19 protein-coding genes are annotated in these 17,621 nt (G+C 45.0%); all 19 read right to left on the reverse strand.

What is annotated here, in order from left to right; genetic code table 11:
• Positions 1-1,717: DNA topoisomerase (locus tag ACQG0T_RS23755; RefSeq protein WP_310663523.1), on the reverse strand; the 1,717-nt coding region annotated here is incomplete at its 3' end.
• A 3-nt stretch (positions 1,718-1,720) separates the two neighbouring features.
• Positions 1,721-2,983, reverse strand: a complete 1,263-nt coding sequence (locus ACQG0T_RS23760; RefSeq protein ID WP_000517490.1) for an AAA family ATPase — start codon at positions 2,981-2,983, stop codon at positions 1,721-1,723.
• A gap of 82 nt (positions 2,984-3,065) precedes the next feature.
• Complete coding sequence (locus ACQG0T_RS23765) at positions 3,066-3,560, reverse strand: thermonuclease family protein (RefSeq protein ID WP_001215543.1); 495 nt, start codon at positions 3,558-3,560, stop codon at positions 3,066-3,068.
• On the reverse strand, positions 3,557-3,883 hold the full coding sequence (locus ACQG0T_RS23770; protein WP_004208538.1) for a hypothetical protein: 327 nt from the start codon (positions 3,881-3,883) through the stop codon (positions 3,557-3,559). The genes ACQG0T_RS23765 and ACQG0T_RS23770 overlap by 4 nt, the downstream gene beginning before the upstream one ends.
• An 85-nt stretch (positions 3,884-3,968) precedes the next feature.
• Entirely contained in the window at positions 3,969-4,283 is a 315-nt protein-coding gene (locus ACQG0T_RS23775; RefSeq protein ID WP_000754496.1) for a TrbM/KikA/MpfK family conjugal transfer protein, read from the reverse strand.
• A gap of 87 nt (positions 4,284-4,370) precedes the next feature.
• The gene (locus ACQG0T_RS23780) at positions 4,371-4,763 is read right to left on the reverse strand and encodes a cag pathogenicity island Cag12 family protein (RefSeq protein ID WP_000738524.1); all 393 of its coding nucleotides are present in this window, start codon (positions 4,761-4,763) and stop codon (positions 4,371-4,373) included.
• Complete coding sequence (locus ACQG0T_RS23785; RefSeq protein ID WP_000053822.1) at positions 4,760-6,595, reverse strand: type IV secretory system conjugative DNA transfer family protein; 1,836 nt, start codon at positions 6,593-6,595, stop codon at positions 4,760-4,762. The genes ACQG0T_RS23780 and ACQG0T_RS23785 overlap by 4 nt, the downstream gene beginning before the upstream one ends.
• Before the next feature lie 2 nt (positions 6,596-6,597).
• Positions 6,598-7,632: a P-type DNA transfer ATPase VirB11 gene (gene virB11, locus ACQG0T_RS23790; protein WP_000650512.1), complete on the reverse strand. Its 1,035-nt coding sequence runs from the start codon at positions 7,630-7,632 to the stop codon at positions 6,598-6,600.
• Entirely contained in the window at positions 7,629-7,826 is a 198-nt protein-coding gene (locus ACQG0T_RS23795) for a DNA-binding protein (protein ID WP_000629109.1), read from the reverse strand. Before ACQG0T_RS23795 ends, virB11 begins: the two co-directional genes overlap by 4 nt.
• Before the next feature lies 1 nt (position 7,827).
• Complete coding sequence (gene virB10, locus ACQG0T_RS23800) at positions 7,828-9,042, reverse strand: VirB10/TraB/TrbI family type IV secretion system protein (protein ID WP_001295060.1); 1,215 nt, start codon at positions 9,040-9,042, stop codon at positions 7,828-7,830.
• Entirely contained in the window at positions 9,039-9,968 is a 930-nt protein-coding gene (locus ACQG0T_RS23805; RefSeq protein ID WP_000783386.1) for a TrbG/VirB9 family P-type conjugative transfer protein, read from the reverse strand. The genes virB10 and ACQG0T_RS23805 overlap by 4 nt, the downstream gene beginning before the upstream one ends.
• Positions 9,969-9,973: 5 nt before the next feature.
• On the reverse strand, positions 9,974-10,702 hold the full coding sequence (locus tag ACQG0T_RS23810) for a virB8 family protein (protein ID WP_004199085.1): 729 nt from the start codon (positions 10,700-10,702) through the stop codon (positions 9,974-9,976).
• Positions 10,703-10,896: 194 nt separating this feature from the next.
• Positions 10,897-11,952 (reverse strand): type IV secretion system protein, encoded by a 1,056-nt coding sequence (locus ACQG0T_RS23815; RefSeq protein ID WP_000235886.1) that lies wholly within the window; start codon positions 11,950-11,952, stop codon positions 10,897-10,899.
• A gap of 11 nt (positions 11,953-11,963) precedes the next feature.
• Complete coding sequence (locus tag ACQG0T_RS23820) at positions 11,964-12,221, reverse strand: EexN family lipoprotein (protein WP_000759841.1); 258 nt, start codon at positions 12,219-12,221, stop codon at positions 11,964-11,966.
• 9 nt (positions 12,222-12,230) lie between these two features.
• Positions 12,231-13,001, reverse strand: coding sequence for a type IV secretion system protein (locus ACQG0T_RS23825; RefSeq protein WP_000716326.1), 771 nt, complete (start codon positions 12,999-13,001; stop codon positions 12,231-12,233).
• Between the two features lie 9 nt (positions 13,002-13,010).
• Positions 13,011-15,764 carry a VirB3 family type IV secretion system protein gene (locus ACQG0T_RS23830; protein WP_015060057.1) on the reverse strand — a complete coding sequence of 918 codons (2,754 nt, stop codon included), beginning with the start codon at positions 15,762-15,764 and terminating at the stop codon, positions 13,011-13,013.
• A 24-nt stretch (positions 15,765-15,788) separates the two neighbouring features.
• Complete coding sequence (locus ACQG0T_RS23835; protein WP_000916156.1) at positions 15,789-16,079, reverse strand: TrbC/VirB2 family protein; 291 nt, start codon at positions 16,077-16,079, stop codon at positions 15,789-15,791.
• A complete protein-coding gene (locus tag ACQG0T_RS23840; RefSeq protein WP_000953538.1) occupies positions 16,063-16,707 on the reverse strand; it encodes a lytic transglycosylase domain-containing protein in 645 nt (214 codons plus the stop codon). Before ACQG0T_RS23840 ends, ACQG0T_RS23835 begins: the two co-directional genes overlap by 17 nt.
• A 232-nt stretch (positions 16,708-16,939) precedes the next feature.
• Complete coding sequence (locus ACQG0T_RS23845) at positions 16,940-17,449, reverse strand: transcription termination/antitermination NusG family protein (RefSeq protein ID WP_000455437.1); 510 nt, start codon at positions 17,447-17,449, stop codon at positions 16,940-16,942.
• Positions 17,450-17,621 lie beyond the last annotated feature (172 nt).

The following is a 17,621-nucleotide window of genomic DNA, read 5'->3' on the forward strand; positions in this document are numbered from 1 at the left end:
ACTCCTGGCCTTGTTTTGTGGTTTTCCATACCAGCTCCGAATACCCCTTTTCTTTTTCGATGGAGATAAGCCCGGTATTTGCCGCCAGTTTCTCAAGAATACCCGCGCGGGTGGCTTCCGTTCCGATACTGCCACGATCACTGCTGCCCTCGTCTTTCGCTTCCAGCGCCTTTCTGAGAGCCGGATCATCAATGAATTTTGCCGCACTCGTCATGGCGGCCAGTAACGTTGACTCTGTGAAATAGCGAGGTGGTGTAGTCTTTTTCTTGTCCACGTCTGCCGATTCACACAGGCCGCTGTCATTAAATTTCAGCAATGAAAGGTCAAAACCGTCCGTTCCGGCATCTTCGGTTTCGTCCTCGTCATCACTATCCTTACCCAGCGCTTCCCAGCCCTTTTGTACCAGAACGCTCTGTGTGGCCGTAAAGGTATCCCCCTTAATATCAAAGTGGATTTTCGTCTTGTTGCGGATCGCATCCGGGTAGAACAGCCCGATAAAGTAGACGGACACCAGGTTATAAACGTTCCGCTCTTTTTCATTAAGCTGAATACCGGCTCCGCTTTTTGTCGTCGGGATGATGGCGTGGTGCGCCTCAATCTTACTGGCATTAAAGGCTTTGTGTTTCTGGCCTTTATCCATATCTACGATCGCAGACGCCAGTTCGGGTACGGTGGCCGCTATAGCAGTGGCAATATCTCCGGCCTGGTAATAATGCTCATCTGAAAGATAGCGATTGTCAGAACGTGGATAGGTCAGAAGCTTGTGAGTTTCATACAGCCCCTGCATCACATCGAGCGTATCTTTTGCAGAATAACCAAATCGCTTTGCGCAGAGCTGCTGAAGCGTGGAAAGGTTAAGCGGAAGCGGAGGCTTGCTATTTTCCGGCTTTGTCGTCGCGATAGTAACAATAGCATCCTTACCCGTAACACGTCCGGCAATATGCGCGGCCTGAGCTTCGGAGATCAGGCGTTTTTTCTCGTCTATCTGATCGTCGTCTGTTGTCTGATATTTCGCCTTAATCTGATGCCCGTTCATCGACAGACTGGCGAATACATCGTAATAAAAGCTTTCTGTGTGATTCTGGTTCGCCAGCGTGCGCATGTTCACCAGACCAAGAACGGCACTTTGTACCCGGCCAACGTTCAGAACGCCGTCATAGCCCTTCTCACGGCCTTTTAATGTACATCCCCGCGTCATGTTATAGCCAAAACCCTGATCGCACAGGGAACGCGCCAGGGCGCTTAACGTCATACCGCGAAATTTATCGTTAGGTTGTAAATTCGACAGTGATTTTTGCACTGGCGCAAGGTTGAGGTCGGCAACAAGCAGTCGCTGGACGGGTTTCTTGTTTCCGGCATAACCCAGAATCTCATCAACCAGCAAACATCCTTCATCATCGGGGTCGCCTGAATGAACGATGCTGTCGGCTTTATCGATAAGAGACAAAATAATGCGGGTCTGTGCTTCTGATTCAGGCTTGATTTTATATTTTGGCGGATAAACCGCTTTAATGGGTAAATCACTATAACGCCAGTTGGAATATTTGTCGTCATAATCCTGTGGGTCGTAAAGCTCCAGCATATGACCATAACACCAGGTAACGACATCAGAACCGTGTTCAAAATAGCCGTTTTTCTTTTCTGTATTGGGATTTCCGCCCAGTCCTTCAAAAATAGCCTTTGCTAAAGACGGTTTTTCTGCAATAAAAAGTCTCATTAATCAATCCTCAAGGTAACTTGAATAGTCAGGCTGCGCACCATTCTTTTTAAAGATTTCTTCCCTTTCCTCTATGTCTTCTTCTGCCTCCTGCACACTAAGGTCAAGGGTTCCTTTCAAAAAGGCACGCGCATTCTTGATTACATCTACTGTTAATTCGTTTTTTGTTCCGCGAATCATGCCAATAGCAATATTTATTATCTCCTTTATTTCAGCAGGAGTCGTTCTGTCCAGCACCGCGCCAAGTTCTTTAAGGTCAATATTTATATCGTCTGGTAAGTACATTTTGGCACAAGCGGCAGCGGCTTTAGTCCGAAAAGCACCTACAGATATGATTCTGTCAATTCTGCCAGGGCGTTTTCTGATGCGCGGATCAATCCGGTTAGGATAGTTCGTTGAAAAAATAACATATGTCCCGGCAAGATTTCGCGGTGTATCAGCCCCATCAAGAAAACTTAACGTTCCGGCATCAGCCCGATAAAGTTCATCAACCTCTTCAGCTATTATGATAACGGGTATTTTCTTTTGAGCTGCGGCATAGCAAACATCTTTAAAGTAATCATCAGCATAAACAAATACATATTTATCCTGATATTTTGCCCCCAAAGCTTTTGCGATAGTCGTTTTCCCTGTGCCCGGAGGACCAGTAAAAAGCACTTTTCGCATTCCTGACTGACCATAACGGGTGTAGAAATCAATATCCGAAAAGAACTGATTAAAGTCATTCTCCAGCTCATTAAACTTTGGATGAACAGAAAAACGTAAAGCGTTTTCTATTTCTTCCTTCCTTGCCTTACCGTGATAATAAACGCCGTCGTAACACCCGATTTTCCAGATACCTTTACGGGGTAAAGAGCGGTTTAATTTAGCGCGTCCAGCTTCGCAAAGATTATGAAGCATCGACATACTTTTGGTTGTGCCAACTGCGTACTCCATTCTGACTTTAGAGTTAAGAATGAAGCGAATAATATGAACCACTTCATTTTGACCAAGATGAATCCGGTATGCTCCCGAACCATCTTTAAACATAAGCTTTTTAATCCTCCCGGCTTTAGCCATAACAGGGCTACTTCCCGTATGAACGACGGTTGAAGCAACGGGTTCGATATCAAGATTCGAATAAATTTTACGATTCTTTCTGTTTATAAAAATCTCTGCCACTTTAGGATAGTAATCACAATCCTTTACGACAGTACCAAAATTATCTTCACCGTAATATTCTTTATGGAGCCGTAAAGCCTGCTCTACCAGAGTTAATTTACCCATATGCGCACCATGTATATTAAAAACCGTGACGTTGCCTGAAGATTTTCTTCAGGCAGAGGAGGGGTTGGACAAGCGAAGCGCGTCAGTTTTGTTTATGACGCCACTCCCACGGAGGAACGGGATTACTGTCAGCCCACAGGCCGCGCTTCTGTGTCTGAGCTTCCCGTTGCAGAGCCGGTAATGAGTTATCGGTGTTGTACCTGTCATAAACCCATGCAGCCCCTTTTAGCACTTGCTGGCGGTTAGCCTCAGTGCCGTTCGCTGTCACCACTCGTCCCAGGACTCGCCCGTAGCGATCTGTTTGCGTATAAGAGACGGTAACTGATTGCCCTGCCAGCAGGGCTTTAAGTTGATTGGTTGACCAGCGACCAAAGGGTTGTTTTTTTTCCGGTGCATCGATATTTATCAATCGGACTCGAATCGGAACTTCATACACAACAATTTTCGCGGGTAGTGTTTTAACTTCGATGGTATCTCCATCGAGAACGCGAATAACTTTCCCCTGAATCTGAGCAGCACACAATGTAGCTGGCAACAGGGCAACAGCAAAGGAAAGAACATTAAAAAAATGTCTCATTGCTTTCTTCCCTCCCATATTGCTGAGAGTCTTTTAAAAATGGATAAAACGACGACTAAAGCCACTGCGATAACAGCCAACGAAGGAAGTACATAGCTGTATAACTCAACCATGAAATTAATAAACTCAATGAGCGATTGCGGCTTTAAGGAAGCATCCCACAAAACGATAACAAAACGATAAAGCCCATAGACAATTGCCGGAAACCAGACCATAAACAACAAAATTTCAGTAAAAACAGAAGCGACCGATTTGACACTATCGATAATTTCAATTCCGGCAATTCTCACACTTCTTGCATCAGGTACGTTAATAATTTTCATCCTCCCACCCCTGTAAAAAATGTTCGCAAGTTCCAGTCTCAAACCTGAAACTTGCGTATTCACATCAGAATTAAATCAAACAGAATTAAAAGTTTTTCAATCGGCCAAAGCTTGAAATAATTTTACTTACTGTACCTGCATCAGCCGCAGGACATTCATTTAGTTTTTTCTTTCTGGCATCTGCCGTGTGATCGGGTAAAAAACCATGTTTATTCTTTTTCCTGATTGACATAAAACTTTTATACATCGGGTCACATTCTGCCGGACTACTTCCGTCAAGTTTTCCGGCAAGGCATAACACCATTGCACATGGATCGTTCGGGTCGGCCTTTTCCTCAGCATGAGCAGTTCCGGCAGCGAACGCACAAAGCAGCACTGCCGTGGTTACGGTCTTTTTCATATACACCTCATGGATAACGGGCAACTAACGCCCTGCGGTTGTTCAACCCCGGCTCAATAAAATTACAAGAATTTTATTAATCCGGCGTTATCGTGATAAATAAACACTGGTAGTCCGGCAAGAAAAACAGTTCATTTTATAACGATACTGTATGACACCGTTTGCACCGTTCGCCCTCAACCAGTTTTTAGCTGTGAAAAAGTCTGTTCCGTTACTGGTTTCAACAATCACTGAATCAGAATGTGCAACAGAATAAAAAACAGCATCATCGTAAAGGCGGTTTTCAGGCCTGAAATTATGGATAACCTTAACCCACGATGAATTAACCTTGTCTGATTTAATAACTGAGTATGTCGGTTGCCAGTCCATTAATTGTGTATTCACCGTTTCAGGATTCTGTTCCCAGTCAACCTGTGGTGGTTCAGGCGGAGAGGAACAGGCAGAGAGAAAAAGGACACTGACCATTAACATTTTTTTCATAGTAAAACCTCTGACTCCAGCTCACCGACGGAGAGCATTTTTTCTTTAGAAGGATATTTAAGCCCTTTAACACCCAATACTTTTTTAGTCTTATTCAGAGAGGCGGTTAACTCGGTAAGTTTGGGGCTTACCATCATCAGCCTGTCCATAAAATACGGGTCGAGGAAGTAGAGGGCTTTCTCAGCTTTAACCGGGTTTTCACCTTTAAGAATGATAAATTCTTCTTTAAAATCCAGCGTTCCCAGCTCCTGCGGGAGCACAAGGGCGCGCTGCGCCTCACTTTCTGAACTGCTTTTCGACGTTGAGCGTCCGCTTGTCTTGCTTGAACCTGTCGATTTGGTGGTGATATAGCCCAGCTTTTCCGAAATCTTTTTAGCGTCATCTTCTTCACTGACAGCGTAGATAATCCGGCAGGGATGCGCACTCATCAGCGTTTTGGCACCTTCAACACCATAGATTTCATTAAGCTGACTGATATTCTGGTAAATCGTCAGAAGTTTGAGTTTAAACCCGGCAATATAACCCGAACCTTTTTTAATGATTGGCATGTAACCAATAGACGGAAACTCATCCAGGAACATCAGACAGTCATGTTTCAGTGTCGGGTCAAAGTCAGGGTTTTCTCGTAACGTGACTTCCACAACGAAGTTAAAGAACAGGTTGAGGAAGTCATAGGCCAGGGACATATCTTCAGCATTAACGCCAACATAAACAGTGATATCTTCCCGGCGCAACTGGCGAAGGTCGAAATCATTGCCGTCTGTACATTTGCGAACAGTCGGAAGATAAAACAGACTCATTTTCTTACGAAACGAACCATCAATACTCGAACGTTGTTCGTCTTCGGTTTCGTGATACTCCCTGATTTTGGTCAGGGCATCGCGCAGATGATACAGCGCGTTTTCATCAAGTCCTTTTGTTCCCTCCAGGTCTTCTCGCTTACTGAGTATCAGCTCCCGGTCGATGTTGCTGTACAAATCGACTACAGAACCAATTGAGAAAACAGGTTTAAGCCCGAACTCACCAAGCCAGGAGGGGTCGTAGTTAATAAAGAAATGAAGCAATTTTGCCAGCCCCGTCCAGTACTGCCCCGCGAGGTTATTAAAGTGTGCTTCCGCTCCGGTCAGACCGTAAGACGGGAACAGGATCTCAATCAGCTTCAGCAGGTCTTTAGCCCCGCTCTCTTCTTTTAAATCAATATAGAAAAGCGGGTTAAACTGATGCGTTTTACTGTTGAAAGGGTCAAGAAGATAGACCTTATTACCCAGCAGTTTTTCACGTACCTTACTGGTGATTTTCCACAGTTCCTGTTTTGGATCTAATGCAATCAGGGAATGTTTCCTGACCAGCAGGTTTGGAATACCTATTGCAGCCCCTTTACCTGCGCGGGTTCCTGCGCCAAGTGATACAAAATCTGGTGCGGTATACCACAGGTATTTACCTTTATATGCACCTACAAGAATATCAGTATCGTTTTCTTTCTCCCATTTCAGAAGTTTCGATTTTCTTAAATCATTATCACTGGCAAACTTCGCGTCACCATAAAGAGCAACATCCGTTTTATTCAGTTGCCAGATAATAAAAACAGGCACAATGAGAGACGAAACCATACCTGATAAAAGAGAGGGGATTGCGGTTAACCTGATATCTGTCCGTATATTACTCTCTGTTATTATCCGCCACAGCAGCATGGAATCAAAATTCTTCCATATATAAAGCGGCGTTTTTCCGTTCAGGAAGTAAACAGCAACTGAGCCAGTATAATACGTCACAAGACACATAACCAGACCGATAAAAGCCCACTGGCCTTTATCGGGTAGTTTCAGAGACATAATCACTCCTTCAGCTTTTCAAAGTATTCCTGAAAATGAATATCACGATAGTAAATACCCGATGCAAATCGGTTATCTTCCTCATCGATGTACTTAATACTCATAATCACATCGACGTTGCTTAACACCCTCCGCAATATAATGTTATAAGGCAAATTCTGACATTCAGGGTTCATATAGCACCGTTGAACCAGTCCAAGCACAGCATCTTCAGGGGTGCTCTCATGGACGGTTGTAAGGTTCCCTGCATGGCCGGAACTTGAGCCTTTGAGAAAATCCCAGGCTTCCGCGCCGCGAACCTCAGTCATGAGGATTCTGTCCGGGTTCATACGAAAACCAGAACGTAAAAGAGAAGCGGAACTGACAGTGCTACTTTCCCCTTCTGACGGGTAATACAATTTCACATGATTTTTGTGGAACCTGAACTTTGCTTCATCTGTATCTTCAATTGAAATACATCGTAAATGATGGGGTATGTACTGAAGACAGGCATTTGCAAAGGTGGTTTTACCCGCCCCCGTTCCGGCACAAAATACCATCGTTTTACCCTTAACCAGGCATTCAGGGACAAATTGTTCAAAACAATTATCTTTAAACATTGAAGATAATTCATCTTCTTTATCCCTGAATTTCCCCCCTTGATTTAGCCTTGAGTAAAACCCTTGTTTAACAAAGGTATCATGGTCGATAAACACACTGGACGGCTTACGGATTGTAATAGACACCGTTTCCCGTTCCGTTGCCGGGGGAATAACTATTTGTACACGCTCCCCTCCGGGGAGCGTAACAGAACGTAAGGGATATTCTGGCGTAACCGACCCACCATCATGATAATCAGAAATTGCCCCTGCAAATGACATACAATCTTTAAAATCCATTTTTAATTCATGCTGCTGCCATTTCCCACTCACTTTAACAAACAGTTCATCAGGCCGATTTACCGCGATTTCAGTTAAACCATCGACTTCATTAAGCCAGTGGTGGAAGTATTCATCTATTATTTCATAAACAATATGTCTGTTCTCTGCATCCTTCATAATTCACCTTTTCCTTTAAGATCTTCAATAAAACGCATGACTTCTTCGTAATTAAATCGATGCGTTTTGATTTGTTTCAGTGGTTTGGGGAAAGGAACGCCATTTATTGGTATGCCCTTACGAATATGATGGTATATTTCGCTTTCCCTTATTCCTAACAGCATTGAAAACTCTTTGATATCCAGCGTTATCAAATTACCTCCGGGTACCCACCATTTTTAATTTGTAGATGCTGGAGAAATCCAAATCCTGACCAACGATCAGAGTAATGATTTCCCCCTGGTTTTTATAAAGCGTTGGAGGGATATTTACGCTGTTTGCAAACGCTTCGCGTGCTATATCAGCAAAAGCCTGGCGACTGTTAGCTGTATAGTCGGTCTGATTGTCTTTATTACTTTTAGCCGCTCCACTTGCGGCCTGTGCCACATCGGGGATCATGCCAACCATCATCGCGCCCATAAAGCGATCTGCAAAATGTGTGTCAATCCAGCCTGAAGCCCCGGCCTCACCCAGCGCTCCCGCCGCCTGTGTATCAATCAGCGGAATATCAATGAAAGGTTCCTTACGTGTTCTAAGCTTCGTAGCAGCGATAAACACGGCTCCCTGACCATGATTGAACGTGCCCGTTTTATACATCAGATATGCGGCTGTTCCCTTTTCAATTAGCTTTACATTCCTGTTTGCACTGTATACGTCCTCATTAATCGTACAGACCAGCTTGCCAGCCAGATCAGAAATAAATCGTCTGTCCAGCGAGCACTTAATCGCGGTATTTTCAGGAATGAAAAGGTTAGGGTCATAAGGAACGCGCGTAATTTTAGAAAGCTGCGCGGGTTGCCCTGCATTAACAGGCTGAACCTCTGCCTGTTTGTCACTGCCGTCCCCCTCGTTCCTGGTATTGCTGGCCGTTGATGAGCTACCACCGGAATTTGAGGAAGCAGAGCTGCTCCCCCCATAGGCCACATCCAGCGCACGACTGAAGTTTTGTTGTACTTTTTCCGGTGGCGTTTCCGCTTTGCCGCTGCTTTCCTTCCGTTCTTCCGTCTTAGCCGGTTCTTCCCTGGTGTTGAATGGATCAACATCATCGCTGAGTCCTGTCGCGCGTTTTACTGAACCAGTAGATACCGCATTACTGGCAGGCTTATCATCACCGCTGGACATTGCACGAATAATCGACGGGATATAGTAGACAGACACCCCGGCGGCCAGCAGAAGGAAAGCGGCCACAATAATCACCAGCCCCTTACGCGATTTTTTAAGCTTCTCGATACCCAGGCGTTTTACTGATTTACCGTCATCTTCATCTCCCTTATCCGTTTTATCGTTTTGCTCAATTTCTTTCTGATGCCGTTCCCGTAGTGCCTGTTCAATTTCTACAGCGGTCGGGATTTTATTTTCCTGTTCGCTCACTGGATCACCTCTTTCTCAACGTTCGGGGAAACGGTATCTCCTGCCGGAAGACGGACTTTGCCAAAGCCCCGGTTTTCAACCCCAACAACCTGATTTCCCATACGCAAAACAAAGCGCTGGTCTACAGGAACACCAACAACGGTGAAACTACCGCTGTTTTTGACTACCGGGTTAGTCAGCGTTTCCTGTTCGCCGCTCATAACAAAGACGCTGGGGATTTTCTTCAGGGGGCTGAAGCCAAACCAGGTATAGCGGCCATCGTCATACGCATAATCCGGGCTGATTGACTGGCTGCCGTCAGCTACCCGCTTCCAGTAATCCCAGTTCTTGGGCGACTTCGCATTTTCAAGAGAACGGTTGATTGCCTGCTCCTCCTGCCGCTTGTTAAGAGCCTCAATCCGTTTCTTCTCGATTTCGGCTTGCTCCTTCCGGCGTTCCTGCGGGTACTGGTAATTAACAACAAACGCGATCTTATCCGGCTGCCGGAACGTTCGGGCGTTCAGCTCCATGCTGTAATTACGTTTTGTTGTGCGAACAAACAGGTTTGTTCGCCAGCGTTCCAGGTCGTTTTCAGGATCAAGGGCTACACTGACCACCTCTGAAGACTGGTTGCCATTGTCATCGGTACTGTTCTTCTGTACGGTCTGTTTGACGGGCTTCACTTCGAGATACACCAGGTTATCTTCTTTGTTCACTTCCCAGCCCTGGGGAAAGCCGGTTCTGGCACTGATGACCGTTTCATCCTCGTCAAATACCAGTGTGGTTGTATAGCCAACCGCACTGTTTATGACTGTCGTGTTTTGCGGGTTATAACTGACAATCTGATTACGGGGATCAAAACGGCTGGCTGCTGGCGTAACGGCTGCATGGCAGACGTGCGACACCAACAGAAGCGCCACAATTAGCGCTCCTTTATTCATTTTCATAGTTTTCACCCTTTCACTTCTTTATCGCGTACATAGCTCGTTACAACGAATTTAAGCGGGTTATTGTTTCGGTCACCCGATGCCATTTCGACCTGTGGTTCAATACGGTAGGTCAACCGGACGTTCCAGTATTCATAATCATCCTGGCCTGTCGCGACATTTCGAATGGTTAATTTAAACCGGATATATGCTCCCATATCCTTATCATCGCGCCGGGATGACGGACTGATAATCACGGACGGATTATCCTGAACAGATGCGGTTTTTTCCGCTTTATTATAAATAACCTTTGGTGACTGGTTGCCGTTGATTAAAGCGTTGTAATCCGTCGCCACATTCTCAGCGCTGTATAACAGAACATAATCATAATCATGCTGGAGACTGAAATAGTTATACCCTTCACGACGCTTCACATACTGAGTAATGAAGTATTTCGCCAGCGCTTCATTTTCAGAGAGGTTTTCTTTTTTAACAGAAGTCAGTCTTTCAGCAACGCCAGTGACACCATTAATAAGATAAGCTTCGACAACCGTACTCTTTAACGGTAGCGCTCCATTCAGTGCCAGCAGAGACAACACACCTACGGCAATTCCTGCAATACCACCGAATTTATAAATGCGGTTCATTTTCTCCTGCATCAATACATTTTTCTCTTCAAAAGTAGTTGAAGAGTCTGTTACTTCTTTTTTCTTGTTAAAACCGGGAAGTTTTAATCCTGAGAGTTTAAACCCCATTGCGCATTACCTCTGCTGAATTAACAGGTTCGCTTTTTCCGGATACCGGAGGTTGTTTATGTGACGCCTGGCATCCGACAAGGCAAAGCGTCACGATAGCCGTGATAAGTAGTTTCATAATGTGAGAACCTAAATAGAGGAGTGAATATTTACTGCGGAATACTCAGAGTTGACAGATTTAAATAATAAATCGGTTAACCTCCATATTTCTTTTTCGCCGCATCTATCGCAGCCTGGCGAAGCCTCTTAGCGCCAATATTAACGCCCTGCCCGGTCAGATTCCCCAACTTACCGGATACACCAGGAGACTGGTTGAACCCTCCATCCTGACGGCGAACGCCTTTCCATGCGCCAATCCCTGCATTTTTACCCATACCAAGCAGATTACGCCCCATACGGGAAGCGCCGAACACGCCAGCACCAATCCCCATTGCGGCTGCCCCTTGCATCGCGCCTTCAACACCTACCCCTGCGAGCTGGGAAGCATAGGTTTTGGCTTGCCAGATAATCCAGGCCATAAATGCACCTGCAACCCCGGCCTGAGCACCTGTTGATATCAGATTTAATTCATCTGCGTTAGCTATCGAGATTGTCAGAATGCCATTAAGGAACGTCATTCCCGCTTTAATTGCCAGTCCACAAAACAAGAATATGAAGCATGAGCTAAATATTAACTGAAGCCAGCTATTAAACATCTGCCTTAAAAAACCAAATGAAAGACAAATAATAAACAACGGCGCGGTAATAGTAAGTATCTTAATAGTAACTTCGGCGGCGAGATAAACTATTGAAGTTAGCAATAATGCAATTATCCCTCCAGCATATGTTAATAAAGATGCGATTGCCCCATCTGTTTTCACATACTTCGAAGTATCTTTGGACATAAGATATGCAGCTACCTGCTGAACTTTCTCCCAAAGCTCGTCAACCCATTTCCAAGGATCACCTCCTGCAAATGTTTCCTTCAGCCCATCAATGGCCTGAGTTGCACTATCTAACCACCCCCCCATATTTTTGACAAAAACAAGAATTAACCAGAATCGACATAGATTCCATAAAAAATCCTGCACTGCGGTTTTTTGCTTCCCAACTATTGTGGTATAAGCATACCACAATATATAAATGGAAATACCATACTTACCCAACTGAGACGCTATTGAAGAAAAGTTATCTAACTGACCAGTCAAAGACTGGTCAAGAGTTTTAACAATAACGTCATGAGCGGCCTGGAAATACCTAGAAGTTGCCATAGTGGCTCCTTTTAACTTCCATCTTTACCCAATACATTTTTGAATGCATCTTTATAGTCAACATGCTTAGGATGTAATTGCTTATACCTAAACAAACCTTCCTTAGCGTTTTTACAATTTTCGCTATCACTCCCAGACTTTTTGCATTCAGCTACTTTTTTCGTTGCATCGTCTACGTGAGACTGCCACCAGTCTACAGATTTAACCTCTTCACACCCGGTAAGAAAGAATGTAAGCCCCAACGCCGCAACTAATCCATATTTTTTCAAAATGCCCCCTCAGTTCATTTCATAACTCTGCTGCTCAAATGCTGCCTTATAATCAACAACTGGAGTTTCTTTATTAACAGCCCCTAATTGTTTCTCCTGGAAAGCAGCCTGTAACATTTTCTCCTTGTATTCTGCAAGATCGCGCTGCTTATCGCGATACATTTCATACTGAAATTTGAGCTTGTTAAATTTCAGGCTTGCCAGAGATACAGCGTTTGTCGCGTCCTGCGTGGCTTTCGTGTCCTGGGCGTTCTTCACCTGGTCGATAAGGTCGGCCATTTCCTGATTATCTTCACGCAGTTTACTTTCCAGCTTATTGCCGTACTCGATCCCCGCCAGTTGGGACAGGAACGAGGCTTCACAGCCCCGCACCAGGTCGCCCGTATATCCCAGCCCCTTACAGGTGTTTGTCACCTTATAATCGGCCAGTAGTGATCTGGCTTGCTCAGACAGGGTGGCTTCCGGGTTCTTAATGTAATCATCAATGAAGGAGTTCCCCTGGTCGTAAATATTCTCCAGCTCCTTACTGACAGATTGCGCAGACTGCACCAGTCCCTGAACATCACGAATGCCCGTTTTGGTCAGCAGCTCCTGCTTATAGGCATTAATCTGTTTCTGGTAGTGGTTCACGGTGTCCTGCCACTGTTTGAGGCGTTCTGTCCAGCGCTGCGCTTCGACAGCCCATTCAGGGTTTGCATCAATGGCAACGGGAACACCAGCCTGAGCACCAGAAATAACCGTAACAGAGGCGATAAGTGCCGCAACGATATGCTTTTTCATAGGGATTCCTTAAATCAGGTTTGCACGTTCCAGATAGGTATCAAGCCACTCTTCCGGCTTCATACCCTCTTTCCAGATTTCATCGAACAGTTCAAGCTGGGGTTTCGATGCGCTGAGAACCGGTAGGTAATACGCCGCTTTTCCCAAATCCAGTCTTGCGAAAGCCGCAAAATCATCACTTTCCCCCTTCCTCTGTGGGTTTTTGACGACCAGGAACTGACGAGATAACGGGTCAATGGCTTTAATTTTGTCAAAATAAAGTTCTCTCACTTCCAACTCGTCTACGTACTCACTACGTTTCGCTTTGGGGTTCGCCAGATAAATATGTGTTGCGCACTGCTCACGAACGGCAGCCGCGATAGGTGATTTAATTAGTTCATCCGGCGATTGTGTCGCTACGACAAGCACCATATCCAGCTTACGCGCGGTTTTGAGTTTGTTATAAACAAAATCTCTGAACGCTTCGTTGTTAATCCATTGCCAGAACTCATCCATGTAGATAAGGAGTCGGCGGCCATCAGCCAGCATGGTGACACGGTAGATGAGATAGAATGAAGCGGCGCTGGAAAGTACTTTGTTATCCAGAAACTCCGTTCCGTCTATACCGAAAACGTCCAGGTTGTCCACATCAAACGTATCGTCCGGGTTATCAAACACCCAGCCAAATTCCCCTCCCTGCACCCAGGCATTCAGGCGTGCTTTAAGCCCATGCCGCCGGGTTTCAGTATCATCAGGCTCCAGAATGAGTGGTCGCAACTTACTGATCGGATAAGAGCGGTTTGACCTCTGCATCAGGCGCTCAACGGCATCAGAAATCAGGCGGTTCTGGTAATCATCAAGCGGCTCACTGTTAAGCGTACAAAGTAGCCTCACCAGGTCTTTCATAAAGGAAATATTTCGTTTGGTTGGTGGCAAAGCCGCAGGGTTCCAGCCAGTCGGCTCTCCTTCTTTCACCCGAAAGTAAGCACCTCCCATTGAACGTATACCGGGTTCCGCTGCCCGATCTTTGTCGAAAAATACTGTAGTTAACTTCTTTAATTTCCTCTCAGGTGGAAAAGACTCCGGCGTTCCGAACTGCTGGGCGGCGAAAGCCTTAGTCATCATCACTACCGTTTTACCCACGTTTGACGTACCAAGAATTTCGGTATGCCCCAGCGTGGGGTTTTTACCGAAGTAATTTTGATGCTCGGTAGTCATGTGATAGTTCAGGTTATAAATATCATTTCCTGAGCCGCCCAGGGTGATAAGGTTGTTACCCCAGGTATTTCCTTTCTCCTTGCCCGTAAAGAAATTATGGAAGCTTTCCATTTCGGCAAAGTTCAGACTGCTGATAGAACTCAGGCGTGGCCGTAACGTGTAGTTACCAGGTAACTGAGCAAAATACGCTGCGCCAAGACTCAAGGTTGAATAGGTTACGATCAGCCCTAAATCCTCCAGGGTCGTCGTTACAATATTGGTGTCCTTCACCAGACGCTCCGGCGAATCTGCGTAAACAATCAGTGTCTGGTGACTTTTCCCGAAAGAAATATAGCCGCTGGAGACCATATCGAGACCAACTTTCAAATCAGCGAGCAAGGATTTAGCGGCATCATCGGTCATTTCGAGTTTGTCGATCTGATCATCCAGCGCCTTGATTGCAGACTGCTTGTCTATCGGAGTTAAAGAGGAAGTCTGTACATACTCAACCGGGAGATACATCAGTGCATCAAAAATTCCGGCATCCGTTTCCTGAAAGTAGTCCTTGATCTCGATGCAACGAAAGTACCGGGCATGGTCAGAGGCAGTGATTTGTCCAGCATCGTTACCAAAGAACAGGTCTTTACCACCCAGGTATGTATAAAACGGACTATTGGTGACTCTGACTTTCTGCCAGCGCCCGGATAGCAGTTTCTGGAACAGCGTAAGCTGTTCTGAATAAACTATATTATTTTCTTCATATAACCCAAGACGACGGGAATGAAACCGGGAGAGATAGGTGCTCAATCTGCCACATATTTCATTCATATCATTAATGGGTTCTTCGAAGATATTTTTATTACCCTTTTTCCTTGAAAGAAAATGCGTCACTTTATCTTCAGCGCTGAACGGTTTATAGCATACGGTTAAGTATAATTTGTTTTCAAAATACTCAGCCGCCGAAAGCGATTCGTAATAATCGTTCATCACTCTGTTGACGAATGGGATCTTGCTGTCAAATACAGGTCGCACTTCTTTTCTAACCCGAATACGATGCGTATAAAAGGTAACGGGTTTCCCATCAAAACTACGTATCAGCGTATTGAGCTGGTCAGTAAGCAAGGCTAGATCCGCTTCATCTACACATTCAAAATAAGCTCCGTCAATCTGCCAGGTCGCCAGTAGATCATGGTTTCTGGTAACAATGAGGTTATCAGTGATGTGTGATGAATACGGGATTAACTCTTCAAGAGAAGACTGGTCTTTAAGCTTCATAAAATTGTCCACTTTCGATATATCGACTGCGTCGTACGAACTCCCCGCATAATGGACGGCATTGAAGCGCTTGTTTGCCAGAGGATTACCTTTGATTTGCATTCGCAGATAAAGCAGGTCAAAAAAGCGTTCATCTATCTTCGTAACTCGCTTGATGGCATACCAGCCAGGGAGGATGAGGGCATACATAGCCTCATGAATCCAGACACCAAGCAAAACGCAGATAACGCACATTCCAAGAAAGGGGTAGAGCGGAACGCCCAGCCCCCTAATCAAAGCGGGGCGTGTCAGCCCTTTAAAAACGGTACTCATTTTTACGCCCCCTTTTATTACATATTACGCTAACCAGTCAGGCAGATATGGCGCAACAATAAAGATGATAATCCCGATAATTAAAGGCGTAATCCACGCTGCATGCTGGCGTGAGAAGATAGCGATATAACCAATTACCAGCGCAATGATGGTGATTGCTGGCTTACGGATATCCGTCAGAAAATCGATAATCTTCTGCAAGAAGCCAGTTGTTTTAGTGGATACATCATCAGCAAAGGCGGGTTCTGCTACACAAAGCATCAATGCAGCCATAAATACAGAAAGAGTTAAATAACGTTTATTGAGTTTTAACATCGTTTGTTTCCTTTTCATCTAAAACAGTGCCACGCATGGCATATTGGGGATATACGGTAACTTCTTTAGGTTTGATACTCTGTGTTACATTCTCCTTTCTGATTGCATCTTTAACTGAAGGAACCACCCAGTTTTTTTTGTTATCAGGCGGATTAAACCCTATGCGCTGTATATAACTGGTGTTATTAAAATCTGATTCAGGTTTAGTTCCTGTTTCTGGATTGCCGGAATAATAGCAACTCAGGCCACGTAAAATATCGCCACCACGTTTATAACAATCCACCAAAATTTGCTCTGAAACCTTGAGATTTTCGCAGGGGTCAAACATTTTCTCAGCGGTTGTATTGAAGTTTGCAAAATTCGTACTCGTTATTTGCATAAGACCGACTGAGTAACGATGATTTCGTGATTCAATTTGATTTACGATCTGGAGTGCAGCCTCCTTAGTTTTGGGAAAGTAGGACACTACGCCTTTGTCACCGGGCTTACGTTCAACCTTCGGTATTATCTCGGCAATAGCATATGGGTTAAAACCAGATTCAACCCTTGCAACTTCATGCGCAGTATCGGGATGAACGCTGGCCGCGCATTGCAAAGCAAGCGCCGCAAAAGCAGTAGTAGATAACATGATTTTCTCCCGGCCAGAACAGCGCGGAAAGTTTAGACTGAATGGTTAGTCATCGAAGTCGTCATCGTCTTCATCGTCTTCGTTTATCAGCTCCTCAATAGCCTGGCTGGAATATTTTTTTATGAGGTACTGGACAACACCAGAGCTTGAAATACGTCGCCCCCTGCGATAGCCAATCTCCAGAGCAATTTTATCCAGTTCCTCACGAGAAGCTGAGGGCAGGTAGAGTGTATTACGTTGGGGCTTGCGTCTCGTTGCGGTTTTTTTTCGGGTAGCAGTCATTTTTCTTCCGTTTCATTTTGTGGGTTAAGCTTCTCTCTGTGATGTAGTGGATGAAAGCCATACTTCTTTGCTGCGGATTATCCATGAGTAGAATTTCAGCAAAATCGTGTGGAATTGATTTCCTTAAAAGATTTGCCTGAGCTGTTGTATGTGATTGTCTGTACAAAAGCTCCGCCATCACATCTTCTGGTACAGGTAAAGGCTCACCGCCAAATGAGATAAAGCGTTGTACGTAAGGGATAGCAGTTATTGTAGTGGAATGAACCTCTTCAAAATCTGCCTGGATAAAAAGATAACCGGGAAAAAGCGGCAAACGTCTTTCTCGATATGAAATTATCTTATCCGGGCGACGATACCTTTCAGTCTCCATAGGACAGAAGTAAGAGAAGTTCAGGCGTTCGAGATGAGCAAAAACTGCTGCAAATCTCGTAGTGGTGAATTGCAAAACATACCATTCCATAGTTTTTCCTTTCAGGCGCTCTCTCGACTCGGATGACCCCGAATCAGAGAAAAAAAACAAAAGGACAAATTTACATCTCATAAAAACTTTATCAGCTACATGTGCTGCGTTCAACCACACAAGCAGATCTTTAGATCGCATTTACGACACATTTCATTTTGTTTGTGCTTGT

The sequence above is a fragment of the Enterobacter cloacae complex sp. 302F9 genome (assembly GCF_050030335.1).
Lineage (GTDB): Bacteria > Pseudomonadota > Gammaproteobacteria > Enterobacterales > Enterobacteriaceae > Enterobacter > Enterobacter hormaechei_C.